Raw genomic sequence first — 17,980 nt, 5'->3', positions numbered from 1 at the left:
GGTCGTGAACAGGCAGGAGGGAGTGGGTGGTTCAGGTCTTGCGCAGGTCCGGTGCGGGTACGCCGATCAACCTGCGCCGCACCGCGTCCCAGGCGGCCCCGAGCGCCCGGGTCACGGCCTCCGTGTGGTCCCCGAGCACCCGCACCCAGGCCCCGCATTCCTGCGGCAGCACGCTGACCCCGTACGGGAGTCCGCGGTCGGCCAGGGCCGTGTGCAGCAGGTCGGCGAGCTCGCGGGCCGGGGCGAGCGGGCTGACCGCGAAGAAGCAGGCCATCACGGAATGGCCGGCCAGCACGGCGGGCCCGTCGACGGAGCGGCCGCCGGACTCCCCGGCCCCGCCCGGTTCCAGCCGTACGGTGTCCAGCGCCACCAACTCGCCGCCGGGACGTCGCAGTTCGAGGTCGGAGGCGAAGACCTGGTACGCGTTGCGCTCGCCGTGCGCCAGCCGGCCGGCCAGGACGGTCTCGCTCGCCAGCACGGTGGCCGTGGGGGCGGCGGTGATCACCGTGCGCTGGTAGAAGCGGGAGTCGACGTAGGGGATGACCGGATCCGGCAGGTACTCGACGTACGCGTCCGGGCCGACGGTCAGGAAGGTCTGGGCGACGGCGTAGTCGTGCTCCATCCGGTAGACCTTGGTGGCCGCCTGCGTGGTGACGTGCCCCGAGGTGCCGGGGCCGAAGGACAGGTCGGTGCGCAGCCGGTCGGCCTGGATGACCCCGCCGCCCGTGGACATCAGGAAGGTGATGGGCAGGTCGGGGCGGTGCGGATCGAAGTAGAGCGGCCGCATGATCTGGAGCGGGGACTTCTGGTAGTGCCGCACCAGCTCCGTGCGCCCGCCGACCCGCTCGAAGCCCAGCTCCAGCAGCCCCACCTTGCCGGGGCGCCCGACACCGAGGGTGTCGGGCACCGAGGAGTGCCGCAGCACCTCCAGGGGGACGCGCGGCGGTTCGTAGTGCGCGGCTTCCAGCCGCCCGGGCGGCAGGAGGCCGCGGGGCGGGGTGCGGGGCGGAGCGTGCGGCGGGGTGTCGGGCGGATCTGCCACGACGCTCACGCCGGCACCCGGCGGAAGGATTCGACGAAGGCGGCCACGTCCTCCAGGCCCTGCCCGGTGAGGCAGTTGGTCAGGACCACGGGGCGCCCCTCGCGCACGCGGTGCGCGTCGGACTCCATGACGCCGATGTCGCAGCGGACGTACTGGGCGATGTCGATCTTGTTGATCACGAGCAGGTCGGACTCGGTGATGCCCGGACCGCGCTTGCGGGGCATCTTCTCGCCCTCGGCGGTGTCCAGGACGAAGAGGAACAAGTCGACCAGGACCGGGCTGAAGGTGAGGGTGAGGTTGTCGCCGCCCGACTCGTAGAGCAGGGTGTCGACATCGGGAAACCGCTCCAGCATCTCGGCGCCCGCGGCCAGGTTCATCGTCGGGTCGTCGCGCACGGCGGTGTGCGGGCACGCACCGGTCTCCACGCCCACGACGCGCTCGGGGTCGAGCACCCCGGCCAGCGTGCGGCGGACCTGGCGGGCGTCCTCCTGGGTGTAGATGTCGTTGGTGATCACGGCGGGCCGGTGCCCGCGCGCGATCAGCACTGGTACCAGGGCCTCGATCAGCGCGGTCTTGCCGGAGCCGACGGGGCCGCCGACGCCGACGCGCAGGACGTTGTCCTCGGTCATCAAAGTCACGCACCTTAGGGAAAGGGCAGCTTGGCGAAAGGGAGCGAGAAAGAAGGGAGGAAGAGGGATCGACGGATCAGGTGGCGAACAGCCTTGCCTCGGCCCGCTCGTGACGGCCCGACATCACATCGGCCATCGGAACGCACCCGCCGAGATCCGCGAGTTCGCGGCGCAGGGCCGCCTCCGCCACCTCCTCGATGACGGGTGCGATCCCGCGCAGCACCACCTGTGCCTTGCGGTGGTCGGTGAGCCGCAGCCGCAGCGCGGCCCCGGTGAAGCTGGCCGCGTAGGCGAACAGGTCGCTCACGACGGCCTGTTCGGCCAGGACGCCGGCGGCCGCGTAGGCGACCCCGGCGGCCACGGCCTGCGAGCCGGGGGCCCGCTTGGCCGCCACGAGCTCCGCGTACCGCTCCAGCGGCTCGCCGCCGACGCACTCGCGGGCGAGGTCCAGCAGCTGGCGGCCGGTACGGGTGGCGGCGCGGCGCAGCCCCTCGTTCAGCTTGGCCGCGTTCAGCCTCCGGTCGGTCTCGGCCATGGCCTCCCAGTCACCGGCCAGCGCCGCCCGGTGGGCCAGCGCGAGCGCGGTGGCGTCGGAAGGCCCCACCGCGTGCCGCAGCAGGTCGGCCAGCAGTACGGGTACGCCCTCGGGGGTCACGGCCTTGGCCTGGGCGTAGCCCTCCAGGCCGTGGGAGAGGGTGTAGAAGCCGCTGGGGAAGGCCGAGTCGGTGAGCTGGAGGCTGACCAGCAGGGCCTGCACCGGTGTCACCGCAGCGGGGGTGAACGCGGCGGCGTTGGCGGCAGTGCTCATGCCAGGTAGAACAGGTGGTTCAGGGGCAGTTCGCGGGCCGGCTCGATGGTGGCCGGCACCCCGTCGAGGGTGACCTTGTAGGTCTCCGGGTCGACCGTGATGACGGGGAGGGCGTCGTTGCGGACCATGTGCTGCTTGCCGACGGTGCGGCAGTGCCGGACCGGCAGGACCTTGCTGTCCAGGCCCAGCTTCTGAGGTACGCCGAGCTCGATCGCGGCCTGCGACATGAAGGAGACCCGGGTGGCCTGCTTGGCCTTGCCGTAGGCGCCGAACATCGGCCGGTAGTAGACCGGTTGCGGGGTCGGGAGGGAGGCGTTCGGGTCGCCCATCAGCGCCCAGTTGATCAGGCCGCCCTTGATGACCATCTTCGGCTTCGCGGCGAAGGAGCCGATCGGCCACAGCACGATGTCGGCGAGCTTGCCCGTCTCCAGGGAGCCGATGTGCTCGGCGGTGCCCGAGGCGATCGCCGGGTTGATCGTGATCTTGGCGAGGTAGCGCAGGGCGCGGAAGTTGTCGTTGCGCTCGGTGTCGCCGTCGAGCTTGCCGCGCTGGTCCTTGCAGTGGTGCGCGGTCTGGAAGGCGCGGGTCCAGGACTCGCCGATGCGGCCCATGGCCTGGGAGTCGGAGGAGAAGATCGAGATGACCCCCTCGTCGTGCAGCACGGTCTCGGCGGCGATCGTCTCGGCACGCACGCGCGAGTCCGCGAAGGACACGTCCTCCGGGATGTCGTGCGACAGGTGGTGACAGACCATCACCATGTCGAGGAGCTCGTCGACCGAGTTCACCGTGTACGGCAGCGTCGGGTTGGTCGAGGACGGCAGGACGTTGGGCTCGCCCGCCACCCGCATGATGTCGGGGGCGTGGCCACCGCCCGCGCCCTCGGTGTGGAAGGTGTGGATGGTGCGCCCGTCGATGGCGGAGCGGGTGTCCTCGAAGAAGCCGGACTCGTTCAGGGTGTCCGTGTGCACCGCGACCTGCACGTCGTAGGCGTCGGCCACGTCCAGGGCCTTGCTGAGCGCGGCCGGGGTGGTGCCCCAGTCCTCGTGCACCTTGAGGCCACAGACGCCCGCCTCGACCTGCTCGATCAGGGCTTCCGGGAGCGAGCCGTTGCCCTTGCCCAGCAGACCGACGTTGACCGGCAGGTCCTCGACCGCCTGGTACATCCGCCCGATGTTCCACGGACCCGGGGTGCACGTGGTGCCGTTGGTGCCGTCGGAGGGGCCGGTGCCGCCGCCGATGAGGGTGGTGATGCCGTTGGACAGGCCGTGCTCGGCCTGCTGCGGGGCGATGAAGTGGATGTGGGTGTCGATGCCGCCGGCCGTGGCGATCATGTGCTCGCCCGAGATCACCTCGGTGCCGGGCCCGATGACCAGCTTGGGGTGCACCCCGGACTGGGTGTGCGGGTTGCCGGCCTTGCCGAGACCCGCGATGAACCCGTCCTTGACGCCGAGGTCGCCCTTGACCACACCCAGGATCGCGTCCATGACCACCACGTTGGTGATGACCAGGTCCAGGGCGCCCTGCAGGTTCGTCGCCTGCGGGTCCTGCGCCATGCCGTCGCGGATGCCCTTGCCACCGCCGTAGACGGCCTCGTCGCCGTAGTGGCCCTCGTTGTGGTCCTTCTCGACCTCGACGACCAGATTGGTGTCCGCCAGGTGGAAGCGGTCGCCGACGGTCGGCCCGAACAGGTCGGTGTACTGCTTGCGGCTCAGGACAGCCATCGCTACTTGTCGCCCTTCTTGGAGGTCTTGGCCTTCTTGGCGGCCGCGGTCTTGGCGGGTGCCTTCGCGGCGGGCTTGGCGGCCGGCTTTGTAGCGGGCTTCGAAGCCGGCTTGGTCCCCGGCTTCGAGGGCGCCTCCGCGGCCGGCGCCGCGGCCTGCGCCGCCGCGGCCTGCAGGGCCGTCTCCGTCCGGGCTCCCAGGAATCCGAGCTCGACCGCCCGGTTCATCGCGCGGACGCGGGTGTCGGTGGAGCCGAGGCCGCCGTTGACGAGTGAGCTGAAACCGATCAGCCGGCCGTGGCCGCTGTACGCGGTGAGTTCGACCTCGCGGGTGTCGCCCGGCTCGAAGCGGACGCCGGTCCCGGCGGGGAGGTCGAGGTGCATGCCGTAGGCGGCGTTGCGGTCGAAGTCGAGGGCTCGGTTGACCTCGAAGAAGTGGTAGTGCGAGCCGACCTGGACGGCGCGGTCGCCGGTGTTGGAGACGGTGACCTTGGCCTTGCGGCGGTCGGCGTTGATCTCTACGGTGCCTTCGCCGTAAAGGTATGTGGCGCCACCTGACATGGTGGTACTTCCCTTCCTTCGGATCAGTGGGGGGAATGGCCGTGCGGGTGGCCGTGACCCTGGCCGTGCGCGTGCCGGTGGCCCTCGCCGTGGCCGTGCGCGTGCGTGTGGTGTGGGTCCGTGTCGTGTGCGTCCGGGTCCGCGTGGCCGTGGTGATGGCCGTGGTCGCCGCCGGGGCCGTGGGAGTGCGCGTACCCGTGCCCGTGTTCGGCGTCCAGCCCCTCGGTCACGCCGTCCTGCCCGTGGGCCAGTCGGTGCAGCGCCTCCTGCGAGCGGGCCCGTACGACCTGGGCGATCGCCGCGTCGGACAGCAGCGGACCGGTGTCCAGGACTCCCGCCGGGAGCTCGGCCGACGGGGCGAACGCGGCCCGGACCACGGAGACGTGGCCGGCGCCGAGCCGACGGCACCGCTCCGCGCCCTCGGCCAGGTCCGGGTCACCGCCGTCGAAGGCGACCTCGACCCAGCGATGGTGCCCGTACTGCCGCACCAGCCGGGCCACCCGGAACAGATCGGCGTCCTCGAAGGGACCCGCGGCGGGCGCCGTGACCAGAACGGCGGAGGTGTCGGGAGCCGCGCACACCGCCTTGAGGGCGGCGGTACGGAGCCACGCGGTCAGGTGATCCACGGTGGCGAAGGGGGGCGCCAGCGCGAGCCGCCCGGGCTCCTCCTCCCGGCTCAGCCAGCGCAGCGCACGGGCGCAGTCGGCGATCAGCCCGGGGTCGCGCCCCAGCGTCATCGGGACCACGCACACCGGTTCGGACGAGGCGGCGAGCCCCGCGCGCACGGCTTCGGCCAGCGGCCGGCCGAGGTGCACGGCGCCCGCCGCGGCGCCGCCCTCGTGACCGCCTGCCAGGATGACGCGGGCCGCCGATTCCGTTGCCCGGCCGGGCCGTTCGGGTGCGATGGCCGCCACCGCTCAGGCGCCGACGGGGTCGTGGCAGGAGACGAGCTTGGTGCCGTCCACGAAGGCGGCCTCGACCTGGAGCAGCGGAAGCATCTCCCGTACGCCCTTCATGACGTCGGCGGCGGAGACCATCTGCTTGCCGAGCTCCATGCACTCGGCGACGGTCCTGCCGTCACGGGCGCCTTCGAGGATGCCCTCGCTGATCAGGGCGCAGGCCTCGCTGTAGTTGAGCTTGACGCCCCGGTCCCGTCGCTTGCGCGCCAGGTCGGCCACGACGTAGATCCAGAGCTTGTCCATCTCACGGGGAGCGAGATTCATCGGTCACTCACTTTCGGCTCTCAAGGTGGTTCAGGTGCTGCCCGCGCCGGTGCTCTCGGTGCGGCGACTCGGGCTGAGGTGGAGTCAGGTCCGTTGCAGCCGGGGGATCTGGGGGACGGCGGCGACGAAGACGACCGTGGTCAGGACGAACGGCCAGGTGAAGGTGTGGCCGCCGAACGGGGCGAAGAAGGCGGTCATCGCGGCCGTGAGCCCGGTCGCCGCCGCGGCGCCCAGGACGGCGAAGGCGAAGCTCCAGTTGGAGGGGACGAGGAAGACCCCGCACAGGGCCATCGCGACGAGCACGCTGCTGTACCCCATGAGCCCCTGCGAGACGCCTTCGGACGGTGAACCCATCGCCCAGGCGACGAAGACGGCCGTGACGCTGCCGACGCAGGCCATGACCCCGGCGACCCGGCTGGCCACGAAGATGCCGGCGAGGAAAATCAGCCCGACGTACCACTGCGGCATGAAGAAGATCTGGCCGACGTTGGCGAAGAAGGCGCGCCAGAGCTGGCCCCAGTCCAGCACGGTGGTCCCGCTCGCGGCCGCGGGCAGCGCCGCCAGATCGGGGCCGGTGTGCCAGACCCGGGAGAAGCTGGGCGCCGCGATGGTCATGACGCTCGCGATGATGCAGAACGGCGCGGTGAACGTGGGGATGTTCCAGGTGCCGAGGATGGTGGCCAGTGCCGAGGTGACGACCACCACGGTGATGCTGCCGCCGATCGCGAGCAGCAGCGTCGACAGGTGGTCCCACCCGAGGAAGACGGCGAACCCGAGCGAGACGAGGGTGCCGTTGAAACCGCGCAGGCCGGCCGAGACGATCTCGCGGTCGATGCCGAACGCGTAGGCGGTGCCGGTGCCGACGACCGCGCCGAGGAGGCCGTAGAGGGCGTACTGCCAGCCCGCGGCGGCAAGGGCGGCCAGGAAGAAGATGCCCGTGATCGCGCTCGGCATGAAATCGACCTGGGCAACACCGCGCAGGACTTCCTGGATGAAGCTCGCGGGTTGGGCGGGAGGAGCCTGGCGTGCGGGCTCCGTTGCCAAGGCCTGCATTTCATTCTCCCATGTGCAAAAAGAGAGGGCCCTCAAGGGCCCGTGAATCATCGGTGCGTTGACGACGACAGTACCGGTGAATCGGATCAATTCCGCCTGGATATGGGCGTGTCGGGATGAGCGGGAGAATGCGGCCTGGTTGTCATAAATGTGCTCGTCATTCCCTTTCTCGAGGGTGGAAATAGGATCGGAGTATCGAAGGGCGAATGGAGGGGGAGGAGCCCTTCACCGCGCCCGGAAGGGTCATCGCCACCGCCGCGATGGCGCGCCGCAGCGGCCCGGCCCGCCGCGGTGGTGTCCCTTGGCAGGGTGCGAGTCCTTGTGGGCGCCCGGTGGTGGGCGGAGCTGTCGCCGGCCGCCGGCGCCGCCGTCATGGCGGCCGGGATCATCTCGGCCGGCCTGCACCTGATCGGCCGGGACGCGCTGTCGATCGCCGCGCTGGTCGTCTCCGCCGCGCTGTGGCTCGTCCTCGCCGCCGACTTCACCGCCCGGATCCTGGGTGACCGCCGGCGGTTCCGCGCCGAGGCCGACACCCCTGCGGCCCTCACCGCCGTGGCCGCCACCGCCGTACTCGGCTCCCGGATCGCCGTCGCCGGTTGGACCGGGTCGACCCCCGTGGCCGTGGGGTTGCTGGTGCTGGCCGCCGCGCTCTGGCCGGGACTGCTGGTCGCCGTCCTGCGGCACTGGGGATACCGGATGCCCGGTGCGGCGTTCCTCGTCTGTGTGGCCACCCAGGGGCTCGCCGTCCTGGCGGGCACCCTGGCCGCCCCCACCGGCCGCGACTGGCTGGGCCGGGCGGCGCTGGCCGCCTTCTGTCTGGGGCTGCTGCTCTACGCCGAGGCGCTCGTGCGCTTCGACTTCCGTCAGGTCGTCTCGGGCGCGGGCGACCACTGGGTGGCCGGCGGGGCGCTCTCCATCACCGCCCTCGCCGGATCCGGGCTCACGGCGTCACCGCTGTGGACGGGATGGGCGCACGCGGGGCTGCGTACCGTCACCCTGGCGGCCCTCGGCCTCTCCCTGGCTTGGTACGCCGTGCTCCTCGCCGCGGAGGCGGTCCGGCCGAGGCCCCGCTACGACACCCGGCGCTGGTCGAGCGTCTTCCCGCTCGGCATGACGGCGACCGCCTGCCTCTCGGCCGCCGCCCCGACCGGGGTGGCGTGGCTGCGGCCCCTCGGTACGGTGCTGCTCTGGGTGGCGGTCGGGGCGTGGGTGCTGACCTGCGCGGCGTTCCTCGTGGAGCGCGGGCAGGCCCGTCCGCCGAAGTGAGACGTACTCGACGCACCCGGCGGGCCCCGCGTCCCAGGGGCGAGTCCGGTCGCTAAGTCCGTCGCCCGGTGCCGTCCCACCGGGGGGAGAGGGCTACGCAGCCCAGTAGACCCACGGCCAGGAACAGTGCCCACACCGCACCGTGACGGATCGTCAACACCCCGCCGGTGAGGGCTCCGAGGAGCAGGGCCACGATCGTCACGAGGCGCCGGAGCGGACCCGGCCCCCACGGATCGGCTGCCAGCCCGGTCAGGGCCCTGGTGACGACGGTGGTGGTGAGATCGGGGACGGCGAGCCGGTGCACGACGGCGTTCTGCAGGCCCATGCCGAGGGCGAGCAGGGCGATGACGCCCGGCGGCCCGGCGCCGAGCGCGGTCAGGGCGAGCGCCCCGCCCACAAGGACCGTCTGCACCGCCACCAGCGGCGCGAACATCCTGGCCGCCCCGGTGGTCCGCCGTAGCCGTCCGGCGGCCGCCGCCCCGGCCAGGAAGGCGCCGACGGCGAGCAGGGGGTCCGGGGCGGACAGGGACCGGTCTCCGGCGAGGGCGAAGCCGAGGAAGACCACGTTGCCCGTCATGTTGGCCACGAAGACGTGGCCGAGGCCCAGGTAGCTCACCGCGTCGACCACACCGCTGACGAAGGTGAGGGCGATCAGCAGCGGGGGCAGCACCCCGTGGGGAGACCCGGCGCCGTCCGCCTCCGGCGGGAACAGCAGGTCGGCCAGCGGCGGCAGGATCCCGCGTCGCCGCGGTGGGGGTGAGGTCAAGGGGTGCCTCTGGTCGTGGCACGGGCCGGTCCGTGCCAGGTGGGCAAACGGGACCTTCGTCGGAAGGGAAGCGACCCGCACACCCCGAAAGGGGGCGGAGCAGAGGGGGCTTTGTCCCGCAGAAATGCTAGCCATCCCCGGCAGACGATGGAGGGAGCGACCCGCAGAGGGTCCAAGAAGGCCCGGCCGCCCAGTCGTCGAATCGAGATTCCAGGTAAGGGAATTCCCTGTCGGACTCAGCCATTGGTGCCCCTGAGGGCGCCCTGCGATTCAGGGACGTCTACGCGGGTGAATTCGCCCGGCGCTCCCTTTCGTCCTGGCCTTCGTCCCGCCGGCCCAACTGCCCATCGGCAGTCCGGGACTGTACGTGGGCCTGGTCGCCGCGGGCGCCGTGATCCTCAGCTCGGCGCCGCTGATCCTGGAACGGTTCAAGAAGCCGTCCTGGATGCCGGAGGAGGCCGCGCCGGAGGGAGAGGAGGTGAGCGCCGATTCACCCTGACATGGGCCAGCCCGCCGGCGGGTCCCACTACGAGCCCCTTCCGGTGGCAGATTGTCAGAGGTGATCAGTAGGGTTCCGGCATGGCCTACACGTTTCAGCTGACCGTCGACTCCGCCACTCCGCACGCCCTCGCCGACTGGTGGGCCGAGGCCCTCGGGTGGGAAGTCGAGCCCAGCGACGAGGAGTTCATCCGCAAGATGATCGCCGACGGGCGGGCGACCGACGAGGACACCACCACCCACCGCGGCGTCCTCGTCTGGAAGGCGGGCCAGGGGATCCGCCACCCCGAGGGCCTCGAACGGGCGCCACGGATCCTCTTCCAGTTCATCGAGGAGCCCAAGACCGTCAAGAACCGCCTCCACCTCGACGTCCGCACCGGCGAGGAGGACCCGCGGGCCCTGGTCGAGAGGCTCCTCGCCAAGGGGGCCAAGCACCTGCACGAAGGCAACCAGGGCCCCTTCACCTGGACCACCCTCACGGACCCCGAGGGCAACGAGCTGTGCGTCTCGCACTGACGGCCCCCGGACGTCCTAGGCTGACCCCGTGAACGTCATCCTCTTCGGCGCGACCGGCATGATCGGGCGCGGCGTGCTGCGCGAGTGCCTGCGCGACGAGTCCGTCGAAAGCGTGCTCGCCGTCGGCCGCAGCCCCCTCGCCGTCACCCACCCCAAGCTGCGCGAGCTCGTCCGGGCGGATCCGACCGACCTGTCGGTGCCCGGGCCGGACCTGGCCTCGTACGACGCGTGCTTCTTCTGCCTCGGCGTCTCCTCCTTCCGCATGAAGGAGGAGGAGTACCGGCGGATCACCTACGACCTGACGCTCGCCGCCGCCCGCCCCCTCGCCGCCGCCAACCCGCGGCTGACCTTCGCCTACGTCTCCGGCGAGGGCACCGACAGCACCGAGAACGGCCGCTCCATGTGGGCCCGGGTCAAGGGGAAGACCGAGAACGACCTGCTGAAGCTGCCCTTCGAGGCGTACATGTTCCGGCCCGGGATCGTGCAGCCGGACCGCGGCATCCCCTCCAAGACCCCGCTCTACCGCGCCGCTTACGCCGTCACCGCGCCGCTCTTCCCGGTCTTGCGCCGCTTCGCGCCCCACCTCGTGACCACCACCGGGGCACTCGGCCGCGCCATGATCGCCGTCGCCGCGGCCGGGCCCGGTGACGCCCGCACCCAGCGGATCCTGCGGCCGCGCGACATCAACCGACTGGGCGGCCAACACCCGCACGGGGCGGCGGACCTGCGGTAACGAGCGGAAATTCGGTTTCGGCCGGGGCCCCGCGGACCCGAGAATGAGGCATCTCGAACCGGGAGGAACCCCATGAGCCAGGACCGCCTGACTCTGCACGACCTGATGCCCGCGCAGGCGCTGACCGAGGCCATCGACGCCGGATACGTGGCCCGCAAGGCACACCCCGAGCTGCCGCTGTCCCTCTACAGCTACACCCGGACCGCCCAGTACGACCAGGTCTGGAACCAGGTCACCACGCGCTGCCGCGGACTCGTCGCCGACGACGTCACCGGCGAGGTCGTCGCGCTGCCGCTGCCCAAGTTCTTCAACGTCGGCGAGCACGAGTCGGGCCGGCCGTACGCGCCGGCCCTGCCGGACGACGAGCCGTTCGAGGTGTACGACAAGGTCGACGGCAGTCTCGGAGTGCTCTTCCACTACGCCGGGAAGTGGCGGGCCGCCACCAGGGGTTCCTTCACCAGCACACAGGCCGTCTGGGCGCAGCGCCGCCTCGACGGACGCGACACCTCCGCGCTGGTCCCCGGCACCACCTACCTCGCGGAGATCGTGTACCCGCAGAACCGCATCGTCGTGGACTACGGGGACCGCCGCGACCTGGTCCTGCTCGCCGCGTACGGAGCGGACGGCGCCGAGGTGCCGCTCACCGAAGCCGCCGGTCACTGGCAGGGCATCGGCTCCGTGGTCACCGTATGGCCCGCCATGCCGCTGGACGAGCTGCTCGCGCTGACCGGGTCCAGCACCCTGCCGGGCGGCGTCGCCGCGACCGGTACCGACGCGGAGGGCTTCGTCCTGCGCTTCGCCTCCGGCGTCCGGGCCAAGGCAAAGATCGCCGAGTACGTACGCCTCCACAAGGTGCTCACCGGCGCGACCGAGCGGGACATCTGGCGCGGACACGGCATCCAGCGGTTCGCCGGCCTGCCCCTCAGGCAGCTCGCCCAGGGCCTGAACTGCACCGTCGCCGAGATCGAGGCCTCGGGCGGCAAGCCGCTCGACGCACTGCTGGAGCAGGTGCCCGACGAGTTCGACCACTGGGTGCGCTCGGTGATCGAACGCCTGGAGGCCGAGGCCGCGCTCCGCGAGCGCGCCATCGACGAGGCGTTCGCCTCGCTGGCCCACCTGGCGGGCGACCGGGGCGCGTTCGCGCGCGCCGTCAAGGCGACGATCCGCGACAGCGGGGTCCGCGGCGCGCTGTTCCAGCGCCTCGACGGCAGGACGACCGAGCTCGTCACCTGGCGGCAGGTGCGGCCCGAGGCGTCCGACCCCTTCACGAACGACGAGGAGAACTGAACCCGTGTCCGAAGTACCCGAAACCGAGACCCCCGCGTCCCCGGCCGCGCTCCCGGCGCTTTCCGCGACCCCCGCGCTTCCGGTGGTCCACGTCATGACGGGTCTGCCGGCCTCCGGGAAGACCACCGCCGCGCGCGCCCTCCAGGCGGAGTCCGGCGGCCGGATGCGCCGCGTCAACCTCGACGACCTGCGGGCCATGCTCGACGTGCCGGACCCGGAGCGCGGGCGCTCGTACAGGCACGAGCAGACCGTGCTGGACATCCAGGACGCGGCCGTCGGCGCGGCCGTCGAGGGCGGCTTCGACGTGGTCGTCGACAACACCCACCTGACCTCGCACATCCCCAAGCGGCTCAAGGCGGCCGTGGCGGGACGGGCCACCTTCGTCGTGCACGACTTCACCGACGTGCCCGTGGAGGAGTGCCTGCGGCGCGACGCCGCGCGCGAACGCCGGGTCGGCGAGGAGGTCATCCGGATACTCGCGGACAAGCACGCGAAGGCCAGGAAGGGCGGCTGGCGGCTCACCGCGGACTGGCTCAACGACCAGCCGGACGTGTCCCCGTACGTCCCCGACCCGGCGCTGCCCACGGCGGTCATGTGCGACATCGACGGCACGCTCGCGATGACCGGTGACCGCAATCCGTACGACTTCTCGCGCTGCGGCCTCGACACGCTGAACACCCCGGTGCGCGACGCGCTGGACTCCTTCCGGCGCGCCGACGGCGACACGGTCGTCCTGCTGTCCGGGCGCGGGGAGGAGCACCGGGAGCCGACCGAGGCCTGGCTGCGGGAGCACGAAGTCCCGTACGACGAACTGTGGATGCGGGCGGCGGGCGACACGCGCCGCGACGACATCGTCAAGGCGGAGCTGTTCAACGCGCACGTGCGCGACCGGTTCGCGGTCCGGGTCTCCCTGGACGACCGCGACCGCGTGGTGGCGATCTGGCGCCGGATGGGTCTGGCGACCTGGCAGGTGAACTACGGCGACTTCTAGGGCGTCTCTTTCGGATCTTGTCGGCCGAGCCCGCGGCGTCTGGTGCCGTGCCTGGCCGTGCTGTCGGGGCATGCGCGTACTGGACGTACTCGGTTGCCCTGGCAGTGCGGCCAGGCGCGGTGCCAGGCGTCGCGGGCCCGGCAAGATCCGAAAGAGACGGCCCAGTCCGGCCGGAGTGCCGGTACCGCGGCACTCCGGCCTCCGGCGGGCTCGCCATACTGAAGGGATGGACGAGCCGAACGTACTGATCGTGGACGGTGCCAACGTCGTCGGCTCCGTGCCGGACGGCTGGTGGCGGGACCGGCGCGGCGCCGCCGAGCGGCTGCGCGACCGGCTGGCGCTGCGCGACGAGGGCGAGGACATCGTCCTCGTCGTCGAAGGCGCCGCGCGGGGCGTCGCCTCGGTGCCCGGCGTACGGGTGGACGAGGCGCCGGGCAGCGGCGACGACCGGATCGTGGAGCTCGCGGCCGCCTGCGCGGAGCGCGGCGGGTGCGTCGTGGTCACGGCGGACCGGGAACTGCGGGTACGGGTACGGGCGTACGGTGCGCAGTGCGTGGGACCGCGCACCGTGCGCCCGGAGATGCGGCCCTAGGAGCGGCAGTAGCGGACCTCGCCCAGGTTCTTGACGTAGCGGGCGGAGACCCAGCGGTCGTCGCGGTCCTTGGCGGCCTTCGCCGACTTCGGGGTCATGGCGCCCTTGCGGTCCTCGTCCATGGAGTCGTGGTCGTCCCGCTCCTCCAGCAGGTACCAGATGTTGTTCCCGTCGACCCGCTCGCCGCGCGTCTTGCACTCGATGGAGAGCTTCTCGTGCGGGTGCACCCGGCCGACCTTGTGGGAGTGGGTGGTCGGCCTGCTGCGGACGGTCAGGGGGCCGCGCGAGATGACGACGCCGCGGGCGTGCCTGCGGTTGCCGTCCTCGTCGTCCCGGCCGTACTCGTCCTCCTCGTCGGCGTCCTGAACGGGAGTGGTCAGGACCGGTCCGCGCGATACCGAGTGGTCGGCCGCGACGGCCGTGCCCGCCCCGACCAGGCCGAGCACCATGCTTCCGGCGGTGAGGGCGAGGATGGTCCTGGTGGGCTTCAGCATGAGCCGGCTCCTCCGAGAAGACGTCCGCCCGGCCGCGGCACGCGGCACGGGGCGGCAACCAGGCGGTTGCCAGGGACGACTATGGCGACGGAGGACCGGGAGGTCCCGCTGACGCACCGTGGTTTCGCCCGATATGCCCAATACGCGGCTCCGCCCGGGGGCGCAACCCGGCAGCTCCGCAGCCCCGGCCCCCTCCTCCGGATGCGGGCACCGCGCGGCGCCGCCAGAGTGGATGCCATGGGTATCGAGGATTACGGCGGCGGCGCCGGCGCACAGCAGACCGGTGTGATGGTCGTGACGACGAACGACGTCCCCGGCTACCGGGTCGAGCAGGTCATCGGAGAGGTCTTCGGCCTCACCGTCCGCTCCCGCCACCTGGGCAGCCAGATCGGCGCCGGCCTGAAATCGATGATCGGCGGCGAACTGAAGGGCCTCACAAAGACCCTGGTGGAGACCCGCAACCAGGCCATGGAACGGCTCATCGAGCAGGCGAAGGCGCGCGGCGCGAACGCCGTGCTGATGATGCGCTTCGACGTGACCGACGCGGCCGACGTCGGCACCGAGGTGTGCGCGTACGGAACGGCCGTCATCCTGGTGCCGGCGAGCACCTAGACGAGCACCTAGACGAGCACCTAGGCGAGCACCTAGACGAGCGGCCGGACGGGCAGCCGGACAAGTATCCGGGCGAGCATCCGGGCGCCGGAGGGCTTTCCGCCGACCCGCCCTTGGCGATCACCGCGACGGGGCTCTAACCTCCCGTGATGATCTGCGAAGAATTCAAACGCGCACGCGAACCCGAGTCGGCCCACTCCGTCTCCGGGGCCGCCGGAGCCGCCGGAGCCGCGACGTGAGCGGGCCCCTGGACCCGCGCACCGCGGGACGCCGCTACGTGACCGCCTGCGTCCTCTACTGGTTCCCCGTGGGCCTGGCCGTCAGCCCGCTGATCCTGCTCTTCACCGAGCGCGGAATGTCCCTGACCGCCGTGGCCGCGTTCTTCGTCGCGCACTCCGTCACCGCCGCCGCACTGGAACTGCCCACCGGCGGACTCTCCGACGTGCTGGGCCGCCGCGCCGTGCTGGCCGCGGCGGGCCTGCTCAACCTGACGGCCTTCACCCTCCAGGGCCTGGGCACCGCGCCCTGGGTCCTCGCCCTCGGGATGGCCCTCATGGGCGCGGGGCGCGCGCTGTCCAGCGGACCCGCCGAGGCCTGGTACGTCGACACGGTCCAGGCCCACTCCGGCCCCGACGCCGAGCTGCGCACCGGACTGGCCCGCGGCGGCTCAGCTGTCTCCGCCGCGCTCGCGGCGGGCACGCTGCTCGGGGGCGCGCTCCCCTGGCTGCTCGCCCGGAGCGACGGAGCCGCCGCCTGGCTGAGCCGGGCGACCTCCGGGCTGGTGCTCCCGCTCTCCATACCACCGCTGCTGGGCGCCGTCGTGGAGACGGCCTTCGTGCTGTACGTCCTCACCGCGCTCCCCGAACCGCCCCGCCCGCCGAGCACCCTGCGCTCCGTCCTCCACGGCATCCCGGCCACCATCGCCGAGGGAGTACGGCTGGGCGGCCGCGATCCGCTCATCCGCCGGGTGCTCCTGAGCGCGGCCGCCGCGGGCGGTGCGCTCGCCGCGCTCGAACTGCTGACACCGGGCCGCGCCGCGTCGTTCACCGGGGCGCCGGAATCGGGCGCGATGCTCTTCGCCGTGCTCGCCTGCGCCGGATTCCTCTGCTCCGGACTCGGGAACCACCTCGCGCCCCTGACCGCGCGGCTCGCGGGCAGCGGCGAGCGCGCGGTCCTGCTGGGCCTGGGCGCCGGCGCGGGCGGACTGTTCCTGCTCGGCGCCACCGCCGTGGCGGCGGGCCCGGTCGCGCTGGCCCTCGCGATCCTCGGCTACGGCCTGGTGTACCTCGGCCTCGGCGCGGCGGGACCGAGCCAGAACGAGCTCCTGCACCGCCGGGTGCCGAGCACGGGACGAGCCACGGCCCTGTCCGTCCAGTCCCTCGCCCTCCAACTGACCGGGGCGCTCACGGCCCTGCTCGTCGGCATGCTGCCCCGAGGCCCGCTGCCCTGGCTGACGGGGGCCGCACTGCTCCTGGCGGGAGCCCTGCTGTGGGTCCGGCGCGGCGAGCCCGCGGCTTCGTATCCCACTCCCCTGGGGGCGGAGGGAGCCGAGCGGGTCTAGGGCCTGTCGTCAAACTCCCGTCTGCCGCGCGACGCCTGGCACGCGCTCTCGCCGCACCGGGCGGAAGCCAAGTACGTCCAGTACGCGGGCTTCCGCCCGGCACGCCGAGAGCACGCACCAGACGCCGCGCGGCCGCCCTTCGGGCGACGACGGGATTTTGACGACAGGCCCTAGGGGGTGTCGTCGGCAGGTGAGGGTGCGCCTTCCGTCCTGGCGAACCGGCTTCCTATGATGATCGTCGCCGAGGAACGCGGGGGGTCCTGCGCGCCGTTGACGGCGACGAAGGCGGGGGAGCGGGACTTGATCGCACAGGTGAATGACCTACCGTCCGGCAGACGGGCCGGGCGCACCCTGGCCATGAGGGCAGCGGCTCTGGTCGCCCTCTGCTCACTCACCGCCGGGTGCTCACTCTTCGGGCCCGAGGAGCTGGGCGTCGTCTGGGACACCCCCGTGGAGGAGCGCAAGGCCGAAGCGAAGGGCAACGGCGCCTGGTTGTCCGGCGACACCCTGGTCCGCAGCCGTTTCGACGCGGTGCGCGGGTACGACGCCGCCAGCGGCAAACGGAGTTGGGAGTACGTGCCGCCCGGCCGCTCGACGGTCTGTCACGCCACTGCCGACCCCGGCGGCTCGGTCCTGGTCCTCACCCGCGACGGGGAGGGTGCTTCCGCCTCCGCCAAGGGCAAGCCCTGCGCCACCACCGTCGCGATCGACATGAAGAGCGGCGGCGAGCTCTGGAAGGTCGACGTTCCCGGATCCGAGTCGCGCATTGCCCGCCTCCAGCCCGATTCGGTGTCCGCCGGAAGCGGCATCGCGGTGCTCCTCGAGGGGCGCGATCTGCACGCCGTGGACGTGCGCACCGGGCAGTCCCGCTGGAAGGCGGCGCTGCCCAAGGACTGCCTCCCGGGCAGGACGGCGGTGGCCCAGCGCCAGGTCGCCGCCCTCCTCGCCTGCGGCGGCACCGACATGCGCCTGGGAGCCACGTTCCCGCAGGACGCCGAGCTGCACGCAGCCGCCTTCGACCCGGCCACCGGCGCGCTCCTGTGGTCCGCCCCGCTCGGGGGGCGGACCGCCGTCCTCTGGGACGCCCGTGCGGAGCTCGTCTCCGCCGACCCGGTGGTCGTGGCGGCCTCGGAATCGAGCGACTCCGAGTCCGGGGCCTACTTCTCCTTCAGCGGCACCGGCCGCCCGAACCCGCCGATCGATTTCAGCGGTCCCTACGGCGAGATCACGCTCTACGAACGGACCACGGCGGCCGCGGACGACACCAGGCTCTACGCCCTGCCCCGCCGGGGGAAGACGTCGCGTACGTACAGCTACCGCCTGACCGCCTTCGACCTGGCCACCGGAAAGCCCGTCTGGGACGAGGGCCTCGACGGCGACACCGGGTACCGCATCCTCCCCGAGGACGGGAAGCTGACGGTCCTCACGTCGCTCGACGACAGTCCCGATTCCGGCCTGCGCGTACTGGACGCCGCCACGGGCAAGGAGCGCGACTCCCGCGGGTTCCCGGAAGGCCACGCCGGCGTGGACACCCTCTTCGAGTACAAGGGCCGGCTCATCGGCGCCCGTTACGTGGGGTACAGCTCGGAGTGGAAGCCCTTCACGGCCTACGAACGCCGCTGACCCGC

At 72.2% G+C, this 17,980-nt stretch carries 20 protein-coding genes; 10 read left to right on the top strand and 10 right to left on the bottom strand.

Features of this window, described 5'->3' with window-relative positions:
- Nucleotides 1-31: 31 nt before the first annotated feature.
- From ACE1OC_RS03325 to ACE1OC_RS03290, 8 genes are all read right to left on the bottom strand, one after another.
- Nucleotides 32-1,051, bottom strand: coding sequence for an urease accessory protein UreD (locus tag ACE1OC_RS03325; RefSeq protein WP_407835713.1), 1,020 nt, complete (start codon nucleotides 1,049-1,051; stop codon nucleotides 32-34).
- Nucleotides 1,048-1,671, bottom strand: a complete 624-nt coding sequence (gene ureG / locus ACE1OC_RS03320) for an urease accessory protein UreG (RefSeq protein ID WP_407835712.1) — start codon at nucleotides 1,669-1,671, stop codon at nucleotides 1,048-1,050. Before ureG ends, ACE1OC_RS03325 begins: the two co-directional genes overlap by 4 nt.
- Before the next feature lie 76 nt (nucleotides 1,672-1,747).
- Nucleotides 1,748-2,479, bottom strand: a complete 732-nt coding sequence (locus ACE1OC_RS03315) for an urease accessory protein UreF (RefSeq protein WP_407835711.1) — start codon at nucleotides 2,477-2,479, stop codon at nucleotides 1,748-1,750.
- On the bottom strand, nucleotides 2,476-4,200 hold the full coding sequence (ureC, locus tag ACE1OC_RS03310; protein WP_351440918.1) for an urease subunit alpha: 1,725 nt from the start codon (nucleotides 4,198-4,200) through the stop codon (nucleotides 2,476-2,478). The genes ACE1OC_RS03315 and ureC overlap by 4 nt, the downstream gene beginning before the upstream one ends.
- Nucleotides 4,201-4,202: 2 nt before the next feature.
- Entirely contained in the window at nucleotides 4,203-4,760 is a 558-nt protein-coding gene (locus ACE1OC_RS03305) for an urease subunit beta (RefSeq protein WP_407835710.1), read from the bottom strand.
- Nucleotides 4,761-4,783: 23 nt separating this feature from the next.
- The gene (locus ACE1OC_RS03300) at nucleotides 4,784-5,674 is read right to left on the bottom strand and encodes a sirohydrochlorin chelatase (protein WP_407835709.1); all 891 of its coding nucleotides are present in this window, start codon (nucleotides 5,672-5,674) and stop codon (nucleotides 4,784-4,786) included.
- Nucleotides 5,675-5,677: 3 nt separating this feature from the next.
- On the bottom strand, nucleotides 5,678-5,983 hold the full coding sequence (locus ACE1OC_RS03295) for an urease subunit gamma (RefSeq protein ID WP_250738231.1): 306 nt from the start codon (nucleotides 5,981-5,983) through the stop codon (nucleotides 5,678-5,680).
- A gap of 84 nt (nucleotides 5,984-6,067) precedes the next feature.
- On the bottom strand, nucleotides 6,068-7,036 hold the full coding sequence (locus ACE1OC_RS03290; protein ID WP_407835708.1) for an urea transporter: 969 nt from the start codon (nucleotides 7,034-7,036) through the stop codon (nucleotides 6,068-6,070).
- A gap of 309 nt (nucleotides 7,037-7,345) precedes the next feature.
- On the opposite strand from ACE1OC_RS03290, the gene ACE1OC_RS03285 reads away from it, so the two are divergent.
- Nucleotides 7,346-8,302, top strand: a complete 957-nt coding sequence (locus tag ACE1OC_RS03285; RefSeq protein ID WP_407835707.1) for a tellurite resistance/C4-dicarboxylate transporter family protein — start codon at nucleotides 7,346-7,348, stop codon at nucleotides 8,300-8,302.
- A 52-nt stretch (nucleotides 8,303-8,354) separates the two neighbouring features.
- Here ACE1OC_RS03285 and ACE1OC_RS03280 read toward each other — a convergent pair whose 3' ends face one another.
- The gene (locus ACE1OC_RS03280) at nucleotides 8,355-9,068 is read right to left on the bottom strand and encodes a YoaK family protein (RefSeq protein ID WP_407835706.1); all 714 of its coding nucleotides are present in this window, start codon (nucleotides 9,066-9,068) and stop codon (nucleotides 8,355-8,357) included.
- Between the two features lie 367 nt (nucleotides 9,069-9,435).
- Between ACE1OC_RS03280 and ACE1OC_RS03275 the strand changes: the two genes are divergently transcribed.
- The 6 genes from ACE1OC_RS03275 (at nucleotide 9,436) to ACE1OC_RS03250 (ending at nucleotide 13,685) form a co-directional block, all read left to right on the top strand.
- Complete coding sequence (locus ACE1OC_RS03275) at nucleotides 9,436-9,567, top strand: hypothetical protein (RefSeq protein WP_407835705.1); 132 nt, start codon at nucleotides 9,436-9,438, stop codon at nucleotides 9,565-9,567.
- A gap of 80 nt (nucleotides 9,568-9,647) precedes the next feature.
- A complete protein-coding gene (locus ACE1OC_RS03270; RefSeq protein ID WP_407835704.1) occupies nucleotides 9,648-10,082 on the top strand; it encodes a VOC family protein in 435 nt (144 codons plus the stop codon).
- Between the two features lie 28 nt (nucleotides 10,083-10,110).
- Entirely contained in the window at nucleotides 10,111-10,815 is a 705-nt protein-coding gene (locus ACE1OC_RS03265) for an epimerase (RefSeq protein WP_407835703.1), read from the top strand.
- A 72-nt stretch (nucleotides 10,816-10,887) separates the two neighbouring features.
- Entirely contained in the window at nucleotides 10,888-12,102 is a 1,215-nt protein-coding gene (locus tag ACE1OC_RS03260; protein ID WP_407835702.1) for an RNA ligase, read from the top strand.
- Nucleotides 12,103-12,106: 4 nt separating this feature from the next.
- Entirely contained in the window at nucleotides 12,107-13,093 is a 987-nt protein-coding gene (locus ACE1OC_RS03255; RefSeq protein WP_407835701.1) for an AAA family ATPase, read from the top strand.
- 226 nt (nucleotides 13,094-13,319) lie between these two features.
- Nucleotides 13,320-13,685, top strand: a complete 366-nt coding sequence (locus tag ACE1OC_RS03250; RefSeq protein WP_407835700.1) for an NTP pyrophosphohydrolase — start codon at nucleotides 13,320-13,322, stop codon at nucleotides 13,683-13,685.
- Here ACE1OC_RS03250 and ACE1OC_RS03245 read toward each other — a convergent pair.
- Nucleotides 13,682-14,179 (bottom strand): hypothetical protein, encoded by a 498-nt coding sequence (locus ACE1OC_RS03245; RefSeq protein ID WP_407835699.1) that lies wholly within the window; start codon nucleotides 14,177-14,179, stop codon nucleotides 13,682-13,684. The two genes, ACE1OC_RS03250 and ACE1OC_RS03245, sit on opposite strands and share 4 nt — an antisense overlap.
- A gap of 237 nt (nucleotides 14,180-14,416) precedes the next feature.
- On the opposite strand from ACE1OC_RS03245, the gene ACE1OC_RS03240 reads away from it, so the two are divergent.
- The 3 genes from ACE1OC_RS03240 to ACE1OC_RS03230 all read left to right on the top strand — a co-directional run bounded on the left by ACE1OC_RS03240 (nucleotide 14,417) and on the right by ACE1OC_RS03230 (nucleotide 17,975).
- Nucleotides 14,417-14,791 carry a YbjQ family protein gene (locus ACE1OC_RS03240; protein ID WP_382966449.1) on the top strand — a complete coding sequence of 125 codons (375 nt, stop codon included), beginning with the start codon at nucleotides 14,417-14,419 and terminating at the stop codon, nucleotides 14,789-14,791.
- Nucleotides 14,792-15,026: 235 nt separating this feature from the next.
- On the top strand, nucleotides 15,027-16,352 hold the full coding sequence (locus ACE1OC_RS03235; protein ID WP_407835698.1) for an MFS transporter: 1,326 nt from the start codon (nucleotides 15,027-15,029) through the stop codon (nucleotides 16,350-16,352).
- Between the two features lie 357 nt (nucleotides 16,353-16,709).
- Nucleotides 16,710-17,975, top strand: a complete 1,266-nt coding sequence (locus ACE1OC_RS03230) for a PQQ-binding-like beta-propeller repeat protein (RefSeq protein ID WP_407835697.1) — start codon at nucleotides 16,710-16,712, stop codon at nucleotides 17,973-17,975.
- Nucleotides 17,976-17,980: the final 5 nt, after the last annotated feature.

Origin of the sequence: Streptomyces stoeckheimensis (assembly GCF_045822005.1) — a bacterium.
GTDB classification, from domain to species: domain Bacteria; phylum Actinomycetota; class Actinomycetes; order Streptomycetales; family Streptomycetaceae; genus Streptomyces; species Streptomyces stoeckheimensis.
The sequence above is the reverse complement of the archived record's forward strand: the minus strand, read 5'-3'. Positions and strand labels throughout refer to the sequence as shown.

What these genes read in the sequence shown, in the direction of transcription:
- ureG (WP_407835712.1), bottom strand. Translation starts at nt 1,671, where the DNA reads ATGACCGAGGACAACGTCCTGCGCGTCGGCGTCGGCGGCCCCGTCGGC.
- ACE1OC_RS03315 (WP_407835711.1), bottom strand. Translation starts at nt 2,479, where the DNA reads ATGAGCACTGCCGCCAACGCCGCCGCGTTCACCCCCGCTGCGGTGACA.
- ureC (WP_351440918.1), bottom strand. Translation starts at nt 4,200, where the DNA reads ATGGCTGTCCTGAGCCGCAAGCAGTACACCGACCTGTTCGGGCCGACC.
- ACE1OC_RS03305 (WP_407835710.1), bottom strand. Translation starts at nt 4,760, where the DNA reads ATGTCAGGTGGCGCCACATACCTTTACGGCGAAGGCACCGTAGAGATC.
- ACE1OC_RS03295 (WP_250738231.1), bottom strand. Translation starts at nt 5,983, where the DNA reads ATGAATCTCGCTCCCCGTGAGATGGACAAGCTCTGGATCTACGTCGTG.
- ACE1OC_RS03290 (WP_407835708.1), bottom strand. Translation starts at nt 7,036, where the DNA reads ATGCAGGCCTTGGCAACGGAGCCCGCACGCCAGGCTCCTCCCGCCCAA.
- ACE1OC_RS03270 (WP_407835704.1), top strand. Translation starts at nt 9,648, where the DNA reads ATGGCCTACACGTTTCAGCTGACCGTCGACTCCGCCACTCCGCACGCC.
- ACE1OC_RS03260 (WP_407835702.1), top strand. Translation starts at nt 10,888, where the DNA reads ATGAGCCAGGACCGCCTGACTCTGCACGACCTGATGCCCGCGCAGGCG.
- ACE1OC_RS03250 (WP_407835700.1), top strand. Translation starts at nt 13,320, where the DNA reads ATGGACGAGCCGAACGTACTGATCGTGGACGGTGCCAACGTCGTCGGC.
- ACE1OC_RS03245 (WP_407835699.1), bottom strand. Translation starts at nt 14,179, where the DNA reads ATGCTGAAGCCCACCAGGACCATCCTCGCCCTCACCGCCGGAAGCATG.
- ACE1OC_RS03240 (WP_382966449.1), top strand. Translation starts at nt 14,417, where the DNA reads ATGGGTATCGAGGATTACGGCGGCGGCGCCGGCGCACAGCAGACCGGT.
- ACE1OC_RS03230 (WP_407835697.1), top strand. Translation starts at nt 16,710, where the DNA reads ATGAGGGCAGCGGCTCTGGTCGCCCTCTGCTCACTCACCGCCGGGTGC.